The following is a 15,923-nucleotide window of genomic DNA, read 5'->3' as shown; positions in this document are numbered from 1 at the left end:
TAAATAAAATTTCATGAAATCTCTGCTCCGGGCTCTCTGCGCTCTCACCGTCCTTTTATCGGGCGCGGCGGGCGCGCATGTAGCCAACGAGGCCTACCTGACGCTGGAAGTGCATGAGAGCAGCCTGAGCGGGGAATGGGTGATCAAGCTCGCCGATCTCGGTGCCGCCCTGCATCTGGACACCAACGGCGATGGTGAGATCAAGGGCGACGAGATCAACGCCCGCAAGGCCGACATCGAGGAATACCTGCGCTCGAACCTGCATGTCGTGGTCGACGAAGTCGAGCTGGGGCTGTCGTTCGACCGCCTGCTGTTCGGCAGCCAGAACGGCGAAGACTTCATTCTCACGCGCATCAAGTCACCGCTCCCCGAGCAGACGCGCGCGCTCGGCGTCGAATACACCTTGCTGGCCGAGCTGAACGCCGGACACTCCTGCCATCTCAAGATCGTCTGGCCCGACAAGCGCCGCAACAATGCCGTGATCTCCGCCGAGACCGGCAGGCAGACGTTCACGGCGGACGATGCGCTCGACGGCGGCTTCATGGAGTTCCTGCGATCCGGTGTCTGGCACATCTGGATCGGCTACGACCACATTCTGTTCCTGCTCGTGCTGCTGATCCCGGCCGTCTATCAGCGCACCCGCAATGGACGCGAGCCGGCTTCGAGCTTCGGCAGCGCATTGCTGCGCGTAGTGGTCATCGTCTCCGCCTTCACGGTCGCGCATTCGATCACGCTGAGCTGCGCGATGCTCGATTGGGTCCGTCTGCCGAGCCGCTTCGTGGAGTCGGCGATCGCGGCCTCGGTGGCGCTCGCGGCCCTGCATAACTTTTTGCCCAGGACCGCAGGCGGGCGTGGCGCCTGGCTCGCATTCGCGTTCGGCCTGCTGCATGGCTTCGGCTTCGCCGGGGCGCTCAGCGAGCTCGATCTGGACGCGGGGCCGATCGGGCGTACGCTGCTCGCATTCAATCTCGGCGTCGAGCTCGGCCAGCTCGCGATCGTAGCCGCATTTCTTCCGATCGCATTCGCGTTGCGCAAGACCGCTTTCTATCGCATCGGCGTGCTGCATGTGGGCTCCGCCCTCGCCTGCCTGTGCGCCGTCGTGTGGTTCGTGCAGCGCGCTTTCGGTGGATAACCCTCTGAGACCAATAATGGGCGCTGCGCCATTTGCCGCCCAGGAGCTTCATCGATGAGTTTCGGCAACCCCTGGTTTCTGCTCGCACTGATCTTCCCGCTGATCGCGGCGGTCGGCATTCGCCGGCTCACGATGCAGGCGCCCAAGCCGCGCTGGCAGGTCATTCGGCGCGTGTCGATACTCGGCAACCGAGTGCGTTTCGCCGCGCCTCAAGCGATGCGCCCGGCTTTCATCACGCTCGGCGCCATCGCCCTGGTGATACTCGCGCTCGCCAAGCCGCGCTGGGGCGAGCAGACCGAAGAGATGTTCGCGAACACGCGTGAAGTCATGATCGCGCTCGATCTCTCGCGCAGCATGCTCACCGAGGACGTCGAACCTTCGCGTCTCGAGCACGCGCGCAAGATCACCACCGATCTGCTCGACAGCCTCAAGGGCGAAAGCGTGGGCCTGGTCGTGTTCTCGGGCACTTCGTTCGTGCAGGTTCCGCTGAGCCCGGATTACCACATCATTCGCGAGTTCCTGCCGATACTCGATACCGATTACCTGCCGCAGGGCGGCACCGATTACACCGGCATGCTGCAGGCCGCGCTCGAGGGCTTCAGCGAAACCGCCGACACCGATCGCTATCTGGTCGTGCTCAGCGACGGCGAGAGCAGCACGGACGGCTGGAACGCCAAGCTCGACGCGCTGATCGAACGCGACGTGCACATCGTCTCGATGGGCCTCGGAACCGAGAAAGGCGCGTTCATTCCGGACGGCGAAGGCGGCTATCTGGTCAACGAAGACGGCGACACCATCTACTCCAAGCTGACCACGACGACGCTCGAAGCGATCGCCAAGCGCACCAACGGCAAGTACATCAACGCGAGCTCGCTGAACGATATCGACGACGTCAAGGCGCTGCTCGCCGACACCGTCGAGAAAGGCCGCAAGGGCCGCTTCAACAAGGAATCCGGCAACACGCAGAAAGAGCGCTTCCAGTGGGTGCTGCTACCCGCGATCCTGCTCGGGCTCTACGGCCTGTTCAAGGAATTCCAGCAGCGCCCGCGTCCGCGCCAGATCCGGCAGAAGCAGTACACGGGTGGAAGCAAGCTCAAGTCCGCACTCGCGATGGGGGCGACGCTGGCCATCGCCATCGCGGCGGCCGCTCCGCAAGCCCGCGCGCACTTCGACACTGATGCCGGCTTCGAGGTGCGCGAGGTCTTCGACAGCAATCCGATCAAGCGTGTGCGCGCGATCACCGAGCATCTCGCCGAATACGACTACGACGCCTACGACCTGCGCCTGCTCGTCGAAGAGACCATCAAGTACGGACTCGACTCGCAGCGCACCGAAACCGAAGTCACCGAAGGCGTCATTCGCGATGCGATCGACGCCACCTACCAGGGCGAAAAGCTCGATACCTCCGTCGCCGACTGGAACTACTACCGCAGCCAGCTCACCGCGATGCTCGAGCCGATCGAGAAGGAAGAAGCCAAGCGCGAGGAAGAATCGCAGGCCAAGAAAGAGCAGCTCGACGAGGAAGACAATCCTCCGACAGTCACCGGGCAGAGCAGTTCGCAGGCGGCCAGCGATTCGTTCGGCCAGGGCTCGTCGGCGAAGACCGACGCGGCGCTCGGCGAACTCACGTCGGATCAGAAGCTCGCGCCGCCACGCCCGAAGAAGCTGCCACCGCCGCCGAAGCGTGCGCGCATGACGGCGAAAGCCAGCTCGGGCTCGGGCGGCAACGACGTCAGCAACGATCCGATTCTCGCGCTCAACATGAAGCGGCTCGAAGAAGTGAACAAGAAGGACTCTCCGGGCCGCCTGCATCAGCTGCTCGCCGAAAGCCTCGAGCAGCAGGACAGCAATGCCTTCGACTGGTGATCGGCTCGATCACTCGACGAACGCCCGCCACGATCATCATCAGACCACTGTGACCATGACCTTTTTCACCAGTGCTCGCGACCGCCTGAAACCCTGGTTGCTCTGCGGCAGCCTGCTGTGCGCCGTATCGGTGCACCATGCTGCGGCTGTTGCTGCGGACCAGACCGCAGCGGCCGTGGCGAGTGCCGACGAAAGCGACAGCACCGAGCCCAAAGCACCGCCGCCCGTGCACTACGACGCATTGCCGCTCGGCAGCAACGGCAACACGCCGAGCGCGCTCAATCCCGCCTGGCTGTTGTTGCTCGCACTCGTGCTGCCCGCTGCGACCTGGATCGGACTGGCCTGGAAGCGGGCGCTCGACGAAGATCCGACGCGCCTGCGCCGCTCCGGCGTGCGCGAGCTGCGCAAGCTGCTCGCCAGGATGCGCAGAGCCAATGGCACGCTGGAGCCACAATACCTGCACGCCTGGTTGCGCGCCGCGGCACGCACCTGGGGCGTCGGCGTTTCCGCGCCGACCGCCAAGCAGGTCACGCAGGCCGCGCTGTCGCTCACGGGCGACGAAGCGGTCACGCGCAACTGGCGCGAGCTCTGGCAGGCCACCGAGCGCGGTCTGTTCGCAGCCGGCGGCAAGGCGCCGAGCGGCTGGCTCGACGACGCTTCCAAAGCCGCGGCCGCCGTCGTGCCTCCGCGTCGCGAGCGCCTGTTTCCGAACCGCCTCGCCTACTGGATTCCCTCGCTGGCCGCAGCCACGCTCGCGATGAGCTGCTTCATGAGCGTGCAGCCTGCACATGCCGATGTCGATGAGGCCGCGGCCGCGATCGTCGATCTGACCACGGCGAACGAAGCCGCGCTCAAGGCGCTCGAAGCCAACTGGAACGACTGGGCCGCGCACTACAACGTCGCCGCCTACAACATCCAGCACGAGAACTGGAACGCCGCGATCGCGCATGCCACCGCATCGTTCCTGCTCAATCCGTCGGCGAAGGAGACGCGCGACAACCTGCGCTATGCGATCACGCAGGCACAGGCCGTGGATTCCACCTTGCGTCCGATGCTGTTCGGCAGCTGGTATCAGCGCATTCCGGCGCTGCTGTCGGCATCGGGTTGGCAGCGTCTCGGTTTGTTCGCAGGCCTGTTGCTCACTGCGAGCCTCACGGCGCTGGTGCTGTCGATCTACCTCCCGATGCGCAAGCCGCTGCTGATCGGCGGAGGCAGCGGCATCGCGGCCGGCCTGCTGCTCATGACGCTGGCGATCGGCAGCTGGAACGCCTACGGCAAGCTGCATGACGCGAGCGCCTGCATCCTGTTGCAACCGATCAACCTGAGCCCGGCGCCGACCGATCTGGTTCCGCGCGAAGAAACCTCGCCCGCCAACGCCGGCACCATCGTGCAGACGCGCCGCAGCTTCCTGACCTGGTCGCAGATCGCGATCGATCAGGATCACGTCGGCTGGGTGCGTCGCACGGCGGTGATGCCGCTGTATGCCCACGCCTCGTAAGACTCTCGGCGATGAAAAATGTCCGCTGTCAAGTCATTGGCACAGACGTTTAGCAGTGCGAAAGGTCTTGTGGGGCAACAGGTTAGGCCAGATTCTGACCATCGCTTGCTGCTGCCCCTTTGTTAGCCAGGTGCCGCATAGGCGCTTCGCGGAGGTAACCCCAGGGAAGACACGGCAGGCAAGATCGTATAGTCATGATAGTCCCCGCTTGTCGCGAACCGCCACTCAAAGATCCGGGCAACCTGTGGGATCCCGAGAGGCCTATACGCACATCCAGATCGGCACCACGACCATCGCAGGGTGCGCGGCAACGGGCTGCTTCTCAAGGTAGACGCGAGTTGGCGGCCGACCCCAACTGTTCACCAGCACGATCGGATCGTCAGGCACGAACAGGACTGGTCTTCGATGCGCTGCAGACTGACTTCGGGCCGATCGCGTTCGTCGCAGACAGGATGGCGTCCGACGCAACGAGTCAGGGGGCCGTCTAGGACGCCGCGCTAGAATCCGGCCCAAGGCTGCTCCGCTGCGCACGCAGCCGCAACGCATTGCCCACCACCGAGGCCGAGCTCAGGCTCATGGCCAGGGCCGCGAACATCGGCGAGAGCAGCCAGCCGGTCAGCGGGTAAAGCACGCCGGCGGCCAGCGGCACGCCCAGGCCGTTGTAGACCAGCGCGAACGCCAGGTTCTGGCGCATGTTGGCCACCGTGGCCTGCGACAGCCCGCGCGCCACGGCGATGCCGCGCAAATCGCCCTTGACCAGGGTCACCTGGGCGCTGTTCATCGCCACGTCGGTGCCGGTGCCCATGGCGATGCCGACGTCGGCGCGCGCCAGCGCCGGGGCGTCGTTGATGCCGTCGCCGGCCATCGCCACCACCCGACCCTCGGCCTGCAGGCGCTCGACCAGCGCCAGCTTGTCCTCGGGCTTGACCTCGCCGTGCACCTCGTCGATCCCCAGGCGCGCGGCCACCGCGCGGGCGGTGGTCACGCCGTCGCCGGTGGCCATGACGATGCGGATACCCGCCGCGTGCAGCGCCGACAGGGCTTCGGGCGTACTCGCCTTGACCGGGTCGGAAACGGCCAGCAGCCCGGCCAGCCGATCCTCCACGGCCAGGTGCATGACGCTGGCGCCTTCCCGGCGCAGGGCCTCGGCCGGCGCCGCCAGCACCTCGACGGCCACGCCGAGCCGGGCCATCAGCGCGGTGTTGCCCAGCGCCAGCGAACGGCCGGCGACGCGGCCTTGCACGCCGATGCCCGAGCCCGAGTCGAACTGCTCCACCGCATCCAAGGCGATGCCCTGTTCGCGCGCCTGGCGGACGATGGCGTCGGCCAGCGGGTGCTCGCTGCCCTGGTCCAGGCTGGCCGCCAGGCGCAGCACCTCCTCGGCGGCGAAGCCCTCGGCGGGCACCACCCGGTCGAAGGCCGGGCGGCCCTCGGTCAGCGTGCCGGTCTTGTCCACGATCAGCGTGTCGACCTTGCGCAGGTTCTCGATGGCCGCCGCGTCGCGGAACAGGATGCCCTGGCTGGCGCCACGCCCGGTCGCCACCATGATCGACATCGGCGTGGCCAGGCCCAGCGCGCACGGGCAGGCGATGATGAGCACCGAGACCGCGTTGATCAGGCCGAACACCCAGCCCTGGGCGGGGCCGAACAGCCCCCAGGCGAAGAAGGTGACGATGGCCACGCCGACCACGGCCAGCACGAACCAACCGGCCACGCCATCGGCCATGCGTTGCAGGGGCGCCTTGGAGCGCTGCGCCTGGGCGACCATCTGCACGATCTGCGACAGCACGGAGTCGGTACCGACCCGCTCGCAGCGCATCAGCAGCGCGCCGCTGGTGTTGAGGGTGGCGCCGATCAGCCGGTCGCCTGCGCGCTTGGTCACCGGCAGCGGCTCGCCGGTCAGCATGGACTCGTCGAGCGCGCTTGCGCCTTCGAGCACGATGCCGTCGACCGGCACCTTCTCGCCGGGCCGCACGCGCAGGCGGTCGCCCACCTGCACGTGGGTCAGCGGCACGTCCTCCTCCGTGCCATCCTCGCGCACGCGCCGGGCGGTCTTGGGCGCCAACCCCAGCAGTGACCTGATCGCTGCCGAGGTCTGCGAACGCGCGCGCAGTTCCAGCATCTGTCCCAGCAGCGTCAGCGAGATGATCACCGCCGCCGCCTCGAAGTAGACGTTGACCCGCCCCATCGAGACGAAGGACGCGGGGAAGACGCCCGGCGCCACGGTGGCCACCACGCTGTAGACGAAGGCTGCGCCGGTGCCCAGGCCGATCAGCGTCCACATGTTGGGGCTGCGATGGACCAGCGATTGCCAGCCGCGCTGGAAGAACGGCGCGCCAGCCCACAGCACCACGGGCGCGGCCAGCACCAGTTCCACCCAGCTCTGGGTCGCCATGTCGAACAGGTGCAGCCGGTGGCCGGCCATTGCCAGCAGCATGACCACCACCGACAGCGGCAGCGTCCACCAGAAGCGGCGCGAGAAGTCCTTCAGCTCGGGGTTGTCGTCGTCTTCCAGGCTGGGCAATTCCGGCTCCAGGGCCATGCCGCACTTTGGGCAGGTGCCGGGGTGGTCCTGGCGGATCTCCGGGTGCATGGGGCAGGTGTAGAGCATCCCGGCGCGAGACGGCGCCCCTGTTGCCTGCGAGGCAGAAGCGGCCCGTGCGGCATGTTCGCCATGGTGTGCCCCGTGCCCGCCAGGGGCGGATGGCACCGCAGCGGTCGCCTGCACGGACCGGAGATACCGATCGGGCTCGGCGACGAACTTCTCAAGGTAGCGGGCGCTGCAGAACACCTGCGTGGCCCCGGCATGCTCGACGCGGTGCGGCGAGTCCCCGGATACCGCCATGCCGCAGACCGGGTCGTGCAACGGCGTGACCTGGTGCGCGCTGCCAGGGCCGTGCGCACCAGGGCCATGCTCCACCTGTGGGCTGGTGGTCTTGTCGCTTGTGCTTGCCTGACCGGCAGGCGGATGAGGTGTGTGCATGGAGCCTCCCGGCATGAGGCCGTGCGTCTACACGCGCGGCGTTTTCAATCTTCGGTGACCAGCTTGAACTCCCGCAGCAGCGCGCCGATCTGGGTCTTGTCGAGCCGGTTCATCAGCAGGTTGCGCAGGAACGCCGGGCCGGGAATGTCCAGTACCTTGCCGTCGCGCAGGCGGCCGGTCGCCGCCAGCAGCGTGCGCACGTCGTAGGTGGAATTGAACACCTCTGGCACGCCGCGCTCCACACCCAGCAGGGTATACACCGCTTCCATAGGCGTGCGCACCGAGTATTCGGTGGTGAAGATGCAGTCGCGCTGCCGGGACTCGGCGAACTGGCCGATGAAGGCGAAGTTGACCGCGCCTTCCGGCACCACGTCGGGCCGGTCGCCGGCCTGGCGCGGCATGAAGAACGCGGTGATGTACGGCATCATCACCGGCACCGTCTTGGCGCCGGTCGCGGCCAGTTCGTCGATCTGCTCCACCGGCACGCCTAGGTGGTACAGCCACTCGCGGGTGATCTCCTCGCCGGTGCACGCCTGCATCGGCTTTTTGACGTAGTCGCCGGGCGTGTCCACGAACAGCGAGTACACCCAGACCACGATCTGGTCCTTGGGCTGTTTCTTGAAATGTGGCTGGCGGTTGACCGTCCAGCTCAGCAGCCAGCTCGAATCCTTGACGCTGACGATGCCGCCGGTGACCACCTTGCCGCTGAACGGGTCGCGCCTGGCGATCTTCTGGATGTACTGCGGGATGCGCGCGTCCAGCGTGGTGACGGTGGCCGACTCCCACTTGGTCTCGGGAATATGCGCGCCGAACACATCCGGGCGGCCGAAGTCCGGTGCCCTGGCCGCGATGCGGCGCCACAGGTCCCAGGCCGGGGCCGGGCCTTCATCGAGCTTGGCTGGGGTGTGGTGGTCGCCGTTGTCCGAGTTCTCGGTCAGCGAGCCGATGGTCATGAACACCAGGTCGTCCGGGCCAAGGTCCACGCCACCATCGGCGCCGTCGCGCTTCCAGTGGATGCGGGTGGCCTGCTTGCGGCCCGGGGCGATGTCGAAATCGACGTCGGTCACCTCGGTGCCGTACTGGAACTTCACCCCGTGGCCTTGAAGCCACTTCACCAGCGGCAGCACCAGCGACTCGTACTGGTTGTACTTGGTGAACTTCAATGCCGAGAAGTCCGGCAACCCGCCGATGTGGTGGATGAAGCGGTGCAGATACAGCTTCATCTCTAGCGCCGAGTGCCATTCCTCGAAGGCGAACATGGTGCGCCAGTAGAGCCAGAAGTTGCTGTCGAGGAAGTCGCGGCCCAGCACCTCGTCGATGCGCTTGTTCTCCATCTCCTCGCGCGTGGCCAGGAACAGCTTGATCACGTCCTTCTGCGCCTGCTCGCTGAGCGTGAACAGGCCATCGGTGCGCGCATCTTCGCCTTGGTTCACCGTGGCGCGTTGCAGCGAGTAGTTGGGATCGTCCTTGTTGAGCCAGTAGAACTCGTCGAGCACGCTGGCACCTTCAATCTCCAGCGAGGGGATCGAGCGGAACAGGTCCCACAGGCACTCGAAGTGGTCCTCCATCTCGCGCCCGCCGCGGATCACGAAACCCTTCTCGGGCACGTCCAGCCCATCGAGCGCACCGCCGGCGATCGCCTGCTGCTCCAGGATGGTGATGCGCTCGCCGGGCATGTGTCCGTCGCGCACCAGGAAGGCCGCGCCGGCCAGCGAAGCCAGGCCCGAGCCGACGAACCAGGCGGTCTTGTTCTCCACCCCGGCCGGCTTGCGCGGGCGGGCGAAGGCTTCGTAGTTGCCGCTGCTGTAGTACATGCGTTGTCCTTTCCTTATGAGGGGTCAGTTCGGGGTCTTGTCGTAGCGGTAGAAGCCCTCGCCGGAGGCGACGCCGAGCTTGCCGTGGTCGATGTAGTGCTCCTTCAGCCAGGCCGCCAGCTGCTGGGTGTGGGTGTTGCCGTGGGACAGGATGTTGTAGGGCGTAGTCAGGCCGATGATGTCGTAGATCTGGAACGGCCCCAGCGGCGCGCCGGTGGCGATGCGCCAGACCTTGTCCACGTCGTGCGGGTCGGCATAGCCGCCGGCGGCCAGCTCGGCGGCCGCGTTGAGCAGCGGCACCAGCAGCGAGTTGAGCACGTAGCCCGCTTTTTCTTTATGCAGCGCGATGGGCACCATGCCGATGTCGGCGGCGAAAGCCAGCAGCGCGTCGAACACCTTCGGGTCGGTGTCCTGCGTGCCCATCACCTCGGCGGTGTTGTACTTCCAGATCTGGTTGGCGAAATGCAGGGCGATGAAGCGGTCGGGTCGGCCGGTGGCGTCCTGGATCGCGCTCGGCAGCAGCGTGGACGAGTTGGTGGCGAAGATGGTCTTCTCCGGCGCCAGCCGGTCCAGCCTGGCGTAGGTCTGGCGCTTGAGTTCCAGCACTTCGGGGATGGCCTCGATCACCAGGTCGGCATCGGCCACGGCCGCACCCAGGTCGGTGTGCAAGGCGATGCGCGCCAATGCGGCGTGCAGCTTGTCGCCGTCGGCGCCGGCCACCTCCTCCTCGTAGGTTTCGACCAGCCCGTCCAGGCGCTGCCGCGCCTTGGCGATGGCCGCCTCGTCGATGTCGTAGACCGATACCTCGAAGCCGCTGTAGGCGGTCTGGAACGCGATCTGCGAACCCAGCACGCCCGTGCCCAGCACCGTCACCTTGTTAATCTTGTCCAAAGCACAACTCCTTGTATCGAAGGGAACAGGGCTAGGCTGGCCCTTCGGTAGCCAGGCCCGCGAAATAGCCGTCCACGATTTGCCGGACCTGCGCGCGCAGGTCGTCCATCGGGACATGGCCGGGATGGGCGCCGGTGGAGGCGCGCGAGACCGCCAGATGCGCAGCGCCGAAGATCGAGATGCTGGCCACTCGCGCCAGCTCCGGGCGTGCCGGCAGGCCGCGCGCGCCGGCCTGCTCGAGCAGGCCGGCGGCCACGGCCGCCTCCAGCCCGGCCAGCAGTGCCAGGCCTTCGTTGCGGTATTTCTCGCCCGGGGCGCCGAACATCAGCTGGCGCTGGTAGACCGCCAGGTTTTCCGCGTGCCGGCTGCCCAACTGCAGGATGGGCGCAACCATGGCTACCGCCACATCCACCGGGTCACGCAGCGCATGGGCCTGTTCGGCACCCTGCGCCAGACCCGCGCGCAGCGCCTGGTTGAGGACCATCATCAGCAGCTCGTCCTTGGAAGACGCGTAGCGGAACAAGGTGCCCGCCGCCACGTCGGCCCGCTCGGAGATCGCTTGCGTGGTGACGCCGGTATAGCCATGCGCCTCGAACAGCGCTGCGGCCGCCTGGAAGATGCGGCCGTGCTTGTCTTGCATGTTGCGGTCGCGCCGGCCCTGGCGGAGGGTCGCATCAGTCTCGTGCATGAGCCTAGCCAATGAGTGAACTCGATAATGAGTCTACTCCGTTTTGTGGCCCTTTTTGCAACCTATCCCATGGTCATCCTGTCCGATGCCACCCAATGGAAACTGACCGCGTCAGCTTGAGTTCTGGGAGCCGACCTTGGTCGCCCCCCCCTTTTTGAATCCACGGTCGCCCGTCATGAAGGCCTCCAACATGTACGGAATCAGGGTTGTCGCATCGACGGCCTCGCCATACGCCTGGGCGTGCAGCGCGGCGTAGCGGTCGAGGTCGGCTTTCAGGCTGGCCGGGCAAGCGAAGGTCAGCTTGACGCTCTCGGTCTTGGGCAGCGGCCCGAGCCGCAGCTTCTTGGCCGTGCTCATTGCGAGGCTCCCCGGTTGAAGAACAGTGGCTGGTACGGCCGCAGCACCAGATCCCGGTTGACGATGATCCGCACCGGCAGGCCGGGCCGGCTGGTCAGCGTGGGCTGGATGTTCATGTTGCGCCGGGTGATCTCCTGGCCGACCTGATTGATGCTGTCCTGTGCGCTGTCGCGTCCGGCGATGACGATGCGGTCGCCGTCCTGGCGGTTTTCCGGCGCGGCCAGCTCGGCGCCCACGCCCAGCAGCGTCGTCAGCACAGCGCCCGCGACGATGCGATCCCAATGCCAGTCCATGTCGTCTTCCAGGCCGGCGTAGCCGGCCGGGTCGGTGCCGACAAGGTTGTCGAGCGTGAGCGAGGACGTGTCGGGCAGGATGACCCGGTTCCATACCACCTGCACGCGGCTCTGCCCGTAGCTGACCTGGCTGTTGTAACGCCCGAGGATGCGCGATCCCTGCGGGATCAGCAGGAGCTTGCCCGTGGCCGTGTCAAAGACCGGCTCCGTCACCGTGGCGATCACGTCGCCGGGCAAGTCCGACTTGATACCTGTCACCAGCGCGCCGGCGATCGCCGTGCCCGCCATCACCTGATAAGGCGATGCCGGCAGCGCCAGGTTGCCGGAATTGCGGGTTTCCGTAGAGTCGCCTTTCAGGAATGCCTCTTTCTGGTCTTGCCGGTTCTGCACGGCGGTCGGGTCGGCTGGCTGCGAAGCCACCGAGGCCGGCCCGGCAGCGAGTGGGTCGAAGGCCGCGAGCGCGCTGGCAGCGCCAGGCGCCGCCTGCGCCACCGTGGAGGCGGCCTGGCCTTGGCCGCCCGAGCGGAAGAACACCGACGAAGCCGCCGCCGCATCAGCCTCCTTGCGCAAGGCGTCCTCGGGATCGTGACCCGGCGGCGTATAGGACGGCGTCACCGGCTGCTGCGAGTTCACGATGGCCGGGCCAAGATCGCCCGGTAGTGGCGGCCCCAGCTCGGGTGCGGCGGGCGGCAAGGCCGGCAGCTTCGAGTAATCGGTTGGCAGCGCGTCCAGCCCTTCGGACTTCGACACGCGATCGACGTTGTAAAGCTCGGCCTGCTCGCTGGCTCCGCGCCGCTGTGGCTGCAATGACCAGATCGTGGCCCCGAGCACGGCGATCGAAAGGCCGCCGGCGAGGATGGCCAGCGTGCGCCGATTCAGGCGCGTGACCGGGCGCGGCTGGGCGCGTAACGCCACCGCCTCGGGCGCTACCTTGCCCGCCTGCGGCGTGGCAAAGTCGGGGGTGTCGTCCTGGCTCATGGTCAGTTCCTCCGCGCAACGCCGTCCGCGCGCTCGATCCGCACCACGTCGCCCTTGTCGCCGCCCAGGCGCAGTTCGGCCGCGCCGAACAGCCGATCCACGATGTAGTACGGCGAGCGGAAGCGATAGTTCACGAGTTGCCCATCGCCCTGCGCGCCGACGACGAACAGTGGCGGCAGCTCGCCTTGTGCGATGCCCGCCGGAAACTGGATATAGACCTTCTCGCCGTCATCGAAAGCGCGCAGCGGCTTCCACGGCGGATTGCTGCCGCTGATCGCGTAGCGGAAGCGCAGGTTCTCCAGCGCCAGCCCGGTATCGACCGGCGCTGCGGCGCTGGCCGCCTGCGCCTGGCGCTGCAAGGCCAGCATCCGGTCGCGCGGGTACTCCCAGGACGCCGATGCCATCCACGTCTTTTCCGTCGAGGTCAGCTCCAGCAGATAGGTGCGGCGGCTGGTCGTGATGACGAGATTGGTCTTGAGTCCCGAGCGGATCGGCTTGACCAGCACGTTCACGCGCAGGTCGGCGCCGCTGCCGCTGGACGTGTCGCCCACGATCCAGCGCACGGTATCGCCGGCGGCCACCGTCACCAGTTCCTCGCCCGGCTGGAGCGAAATCACGGTCACGCGGCCCACGGCCGCATAGACCTGATAGAGCGCGCCATCCGTGAAGGGCCACACCTGAATCGCGTTGACGTAGCCCTCGCGCGTGGGCGCGACGCGGGCCTCGGCATTGGCGCGCGAAACGCGCACCTTCTCGTCTGTCGGCTCCGGCACGGGCTTGGCGTCCTCGGCCTCGGGCACCGGTTTCAACTGCGCCGGCATCGGCAGCACCTCGGGCACGGCCACCACCTCAACCGGCGCGGGCGGTTCGGGCAGCGGCTGCGCCTGCACCGGCTCATCGAGCGAGATGATTGGCGGCGGCTTGCCTTGCGTGGCGCAGCCCGTGAACAAGACAGTCGAAGCCAGCAGGATTACCGGCAAGGCGGATATACGGGAAAGTGCATTCATGGTTTGGCTCCTTCGGAAGAATCCAGCTCGCGGCTCCACGACAAGCCGTTGACGTAGATGCCCAGGGGGTTCTTGCGTAGGCGTTCCTCGGTGCGCGGCGGCTGGAGCACGATGGACACCACGGCCGTCCACCGCTCCAGGCCGGCCGCGGCGCCGTTGACGTAGCGGCGTTCCGTCCAGCGCACGTTGAAGGACGTATCGCTTGCGCGCACGACGCTGGTGATCTGCACCGTCACCGATTCCTTGCCGATGCGCGCGAACGGGTCGTTGACCCGTGCGTAGTCGTTGAGCACGGCCGCGCCTTTGTCGGTGGTGTAGTCGTAGGCGTCCAGCCAGTTTTGCCGCACCACGATCGGGTCGATGGACAGTGAGCGCACCAGCGTCACGAAGCGCGCGATGTGGTGCGCGGTCTGCGCATCGTTGGGCCGGTACGGCGTGGCCGCTTCGCCCACGGCGCGCACCTGGCCTGCGTTGTCCACCTCCACCACGTAGGGCGTCACGATGGATTGCGCCGAGCGCCACACCAGGCCGCCAGCCATCAGCAACGCGAGCGTCAGGCAGCCGAAGGCCATGAGGCGCCAGTTCTTCGCCTGCACGCGCGGCGAGCCGATGCGCTCGTCCCACACCTGGCCGGCAGCTTGGTACGGCGTGGAAGGCTGCGGCGTGTCGGCATAGCGCACCTGCGGTCGCTTGAATCGCATGGTCAGTTCTCCTTATGAATCGGAATCGCGCAGACTCGGGCCTTGGCCCGAGCCGCCGCCATCGCCACCGCGCAGCGTGTGCGCGGTGGTGGTCGCGGCATGCGTGAGTTGCTGGCGGCGGTGCAGCCGCTTGGCCCAAGCGGGTTGCGCATTGGCTGCGCCGGAAGTGGCCTCGCCTGCGGCGGCCTGGCCGGATGCCCCGGCTCCACCGGCCGCCGCGCCATCGTCAGCAGCAGAGCCGTTCCAGCCGGAGTGGAAGGGAGCTGCCATGCGTTGCCCAGCAGCGGAAGCACGGGATGCGATCCCGCGCCCGGCGGACTGCGCGCCGGTCTTGGCGACGTTGCCCAAGCCGGCCATCGCGCCCTTCGCGCCACCGCCTGCGGCGGCGGAACCGGCCTGGAACGCCGACCGCGCGCTGCTGGCCGTCGAGGCGGCGGCACGCGCGCCGCTGCCGGCGAGCTTGGCGGCGGCCGGCGCCATGCGTGCCCCGGCCATGACGGCACCACCTACGCCCGTCGCGGTAGCGCCAACGGCCACCGCTGTCCCGGCAGCGCCGATGGCGGCGCCAGCCATCGCGCCGGCGCCAAGCTGCGGCGCACCGGACACAAGGCCCGTGGCGATGCCAGGGCCGAAGATCCCCAACGCCAGCAAGGTGAGCGAGGCCAGCATGATGACCAGCGCGTGGTCGATGGAAGGCTCGTTGGGATGAACTTGGAACTCGGCGAACAGGCCGGAACCGATGCCGACGATCACAGCTAAGACCAAGACCTTGATGCCGGCCGACACCACGTTGCCCAGCACCTTTTCGGCGAGGAAGCTGGTCTTGTTCCACAAGGCGAACGGCACCAGCACGAAGCCGGCGAGCGTGGTCAGCTTGAACTCGATCAGCGTGATGAAAAGCTGGATCGCCAGCACGAAGAAGCACAAGACCACGACCAGCCAGGCGAGGAACATCACTGTGATGGCGTCGAGGTTCACGAACACCTCGGGGAAGCCGGCCATCTCGCCGACTTGCTCCAGAATCTGCGCTCCAGCGTCGATGCCGGTTTTCGCCAGCCGGCCCGGCTGCAAGAAGTTCTCCATCGTGATCGCCGAGCCGGTGGCGGTCAGGCCCAGGCCGGCGAAGGAGCGGAACACGATGCCGGCCAGCCAGTTGAAGTTGCCGATGATGTAAGCGAACGCCCCGACGTAGAGCACTTTGCGCAGCAGCTTGGCGATCACGTCCTCGCCTTGGCCGGTGGCGTGGCTCATCGCCCAATACAGCCCGGCGATGGTCATGTCGATGACGATCAGCGTCGCGGTCAGGAACGCCACTTCGCCCTGCAACAGCCCGAAACCCGAGTCGATATAGGTGGAAAAGATGTTGAGGAAGCGGTCGATGATGGTCACGTCATTCATTTCGCGTCCTCTTGATCGGATGAAGCCGGCGATTCGCCATCGGCCGGTTCATCGAAGCTCGGTGGGATCGGCGGCAAATCGGCCAGCGTTTGGTATTCGTCCGGCCCGGCCTGGCCGGAGAAGAAGCGCCGCCGGAAGGCTTCGGCGGCTGCGCGGCAAGCGTCCTCGCCCGTGGCCTGCCGGTCGGCTGCGCATTGCGCGCGCAATGCCTTGAGCCGCACGGGATCGTCGGCCAGGGCATCGGCAAGATGGTCGGCCGGTTGCTCGCTGCAAGCGACCAGCAGCGCGGCACACAGGACGAGGACGCATCGCATGGC

Annotated in this window: 13 protein-coding genes; 3 read left to right on the top strand and 10 right to left on the bottom strand. The window is 67.0% G+C overall.

From position 1 onward, the window contains the following. Positions 1–13 precede the first annotated feature (13 nt). From AC3WUM_RS15365 to AC3WUM_RS15355, 3 genes are read left to right on the top strand one after another with little or no spacing between them, the layout of a single operon-like run. Positions 14–1,132 carry a HupE/UreJ family protein gene (locus tag AC3WUM_RS15365; protein WP_492411190.1) on the top strand — a complete coding sequence of 373 codons (1,119 nt, stop codon included), beginning with the start codon at positions 14–16 and terminating at the stop codon, positions 1,130–1,132. 54 nt (positions 1,133–1,186) lie between these two features. Next, complete coding sequence (locus tag AC3WUM_RS15360) at positions 1,187–2,998, top strand: vWA domain-containing protein (protein ID WP_492411189.1); 1,812 nt, start codon at positions 1,187–1,189, stop codon at positions 2,996–2,998. Positions 2,999–3,053: 55 nt separating this feature from the next. Then, positions 3,054–4,496 carry a hypothetical protein gene (locus AC3WUM_RS15355; RefSeq protein ID WP_492411188.1) on the top strand — a complete coding sequence of 481 codons (1,443 nt, stop codon included), beginning with the start codon at positions 3,054–3,056 and terminating at the stop codon, positions 4,494–4,496. Between the two features lie 484 nt (positions 4,497–4,980). Here the strand turns inward: AC3WUM_RS15355 and AC3WUM_RS15350 are convergent, their stop codons facing one another. The 10 genes from AC3WUM_RS15350 to AC3WUM_RS15305 all read right to left on the bottom strand — a co-directional run bounded on the left by AC3WUM_RS15350 (position 4,981) and on the right by AC3WUM_RS15305 (position 15,920). Then, a complete protein-coding gene (locus tag AC3WUM_RS15350; protein WP_492411413.1) occupies positions 4,981–7,341 on the bottom strand; it encodes a heavy metal translocating P-type ATPase in 2,361 nt (786 codons plus the stop codon). A 182-nt stretch (positions 7,342–7,523) separates the two neighbouring features. Then, the gene (locus AC3WUM_RS15345; protein ID WP_492411187.1) at positions 7,524–9,293 is read right to left on the bottom strand and encodes an oleate hydratase; all 1,770 of its coding nucleotides are present in this window, start codon (positions 9,291–9,293) and stop codon (positions 7,524–7,526) included. A gap of 24 nt (positions 9,294–9,317) precedes the next feature. After that, the gene (locus AC3WUM_RS15340) at positions 9,318–10,184 is read right to left on the bottom strand and encodes a 3-hydroxyacyl-CoA dehydrogenase (protein ID WP_033474862.1); all 867 of its coding nucleotides are present in this window, start codon (positions 10,182–10,184) and stop codon (positions 9,318–9,320) included. A 31-nt stretch (positions 10,185–10,215) separates the two neighbouring features. Next, positions 10,216–10,824 carry a TetR/AcrR family transcriptional regulator gene (locus AC3WUM_RS15335; protein WP_492411186.1) on the bottom strand — a complete coding sequence of 203 codons (609 nt, stop codon included), beginning with the start codon at positions 10,822–10,824 and terminating at the stop codon, positions 10,216–10,218. A gap of 159 nt (positions 10,825–10,983) precedes the next feature. Then, positions 10,984–11,229, bottom strand: a complete 246-nt coding sequence (locus AC3WUM_RS15330) for a DUF2274 domain-containing protein (protein WP_492411185.1) — start codon at positions 11,227–11,229, stop codon at positions 10,984–10,986. Beyond that, on the bottom strand, positions 11,226–12,500 hold the full coding sequence (locus AC3WUM_RS15325; protein ID WP_492411184.1) for a TraB/TrbI/VirB10 family type IV secretion system protein: 1,275 nt from the start codon (positions 12,498–12,500) through the stop codon (positions 11,226–11,228). The genes AC3WUM_RS15330 and AC3WUM_RS15325 overlap by 4 nt, the downstream gene beginning before the upstream one ends. 2 nt (positions 12,501–12,502) lie before the next feature. Next, complete coding sequence (trbG, locus tag AC3WUM_RS15320) at positions 12,503–13,507, bottom strand: P-type conjugative transfer protein TrbG (protein ID WP_492411183.1); 1,005 nt, start codon at positions 13,505–13,507, stop codon at positions 12,503–12,505. Further along, complete coding sequence (trbF, locus tag AC3WUM_RS15315) at positions 13,504–14,208, bottom strand: conjugal transfer protein TrbF (RefSeq protein ID WP_492411182.1); 705 nt, start codon at positions 14,206–14,208, stop codon at positions 13,504–13,506. Before trbF ends, trbG begins: the two co-directional genes overlap by 4 nt. A 12-nt stretch (positions 14,209–14,220) precedes the next feature. Then, entirely contained in the window at positions 14,221–15,606 is a 1,386-nt protein-coding gene (trbL, locus tag AC3WUM_RS15310; protein ID WP_492411181.1) for a P-type conjugative transfer protein TrbL, read from the bottom strand. After that, positions 15,603–15,920: a hypothetical protein gene (locus AC3WUM_RS15305; RefSeq protein WP_492411180.1), complete on the bottom strand. Its 318-nt coding sequence runs from the start codon at positions 15,918–15,920 to the stop codon at positions 15,603–15,605. The genes trbL and AC3WUM_RS15305 overlap by 4 nt, the downstream gene beginning before the upstream one ends. Positions 15,921–15,923 lie beyond the last annotated feature (3 nt).

The sequence above is a fragment of the Hydrocarboniphaga sp. FW305-C-57 genome (genome assembly GCF_058783045.1).
This window is presented reverse-complemented; position numbering and strand designations above follow the sequence as displayed.

What these genes read in the sequence shown, in the direction of transcription:
- AC3WUM_RS15365 (WP_492411190.1), top strand. Translation starts at nt 14, where the DNA reads ATGAAATCTCTGCTCCGGGCTCTCTGCGCTCTCACCGTCCTTTTATCG.
- AC3WUM_RS15360 (WP_492411189.1), top strand. Translation starts at nt 1,187, where the DNA reads ATGAGTTTCGGCAACCCCTGGTTTCTGCTCGCACTGATCTTCCCGCTG.
- AC3WUM_RS15355 (WP_492411188.1), top strand. Translation starts at nt 3,054, where the DNA reads ATGACCTTTTTCACCAGTGCTCGCGACCGCCTGAAACCCTGGTTGCTC.
- AC3WUM_RS15350 (WP_492411413.1), bottom strand. Translation starts at nt 7,341, where the DNA reads ATGGCGGTATCCGGGGACTCGCCGCACCGCGTCGAGCATGCCGGGGCC.
- AC3WUM_RS15345 (WP_492411187.1), bottom strand. Translation starts at nt 9,293, where the DNA reads ATGTACTACAGCAGCGGCAACTACGAAGCCTTCGCCCGCCCGCGCAAG.
- AC3WUM_RS15335 (WP_492411186.1), bottom strand. Translation starts at nt 10,824, where the DNA reads ATGCAAGACAAGCACGGCCGCATCTTCCAGGCGGCCGCAGCGCTGTTC.
- AC3WUM_RS15330 (WP_492411185.1), bottom strand. Translation starts at nt 11,229, where the DNA reads ATGAGCACGGCCAAGAAGCTGCGGCTCGGGCCGCTGCCCAAGACCGAG.
- AC3WUM_RS15325 (WP_492411184.1), bottom strand. Translation starts at nt 12,500, where the DNA reads ATGAGCCAGGACGACACCCCCGACTTTGCCACGCCGCAGGCGGGCAAG.
- trbG (WP_492411183.1), bottom strand. Translation starts at nt 13,507, where the DNA reads ATGAATGCACTTTCCCGTATATCCGCCTTGCCGGTAATCCTGCTGGCT.
- trbF (WP_492411182.1), bottom strand. Translation starts at nt 14,208, where the DNA reads ATGCGATTCAAGCGACCGCAGGTGCGCTATGCCGACACGCCGCAGCCT.
- trbL (WP_492411181.1), bottom strand. Translation starts at nt 15,606, where the DNA reads ATGAATGACGTGACCATCATCGACCGCTTCCTCAACATCTTTTCCACC.
- AC3WUM_RS15305 (WP_492411180.1), bottom strand. Translation starts at nt 15,920, where the DNA reads ATGCGATGCGTCCTCGTCCTGTGTGCCGCGCTGCTGGTCGCTTGCAGC.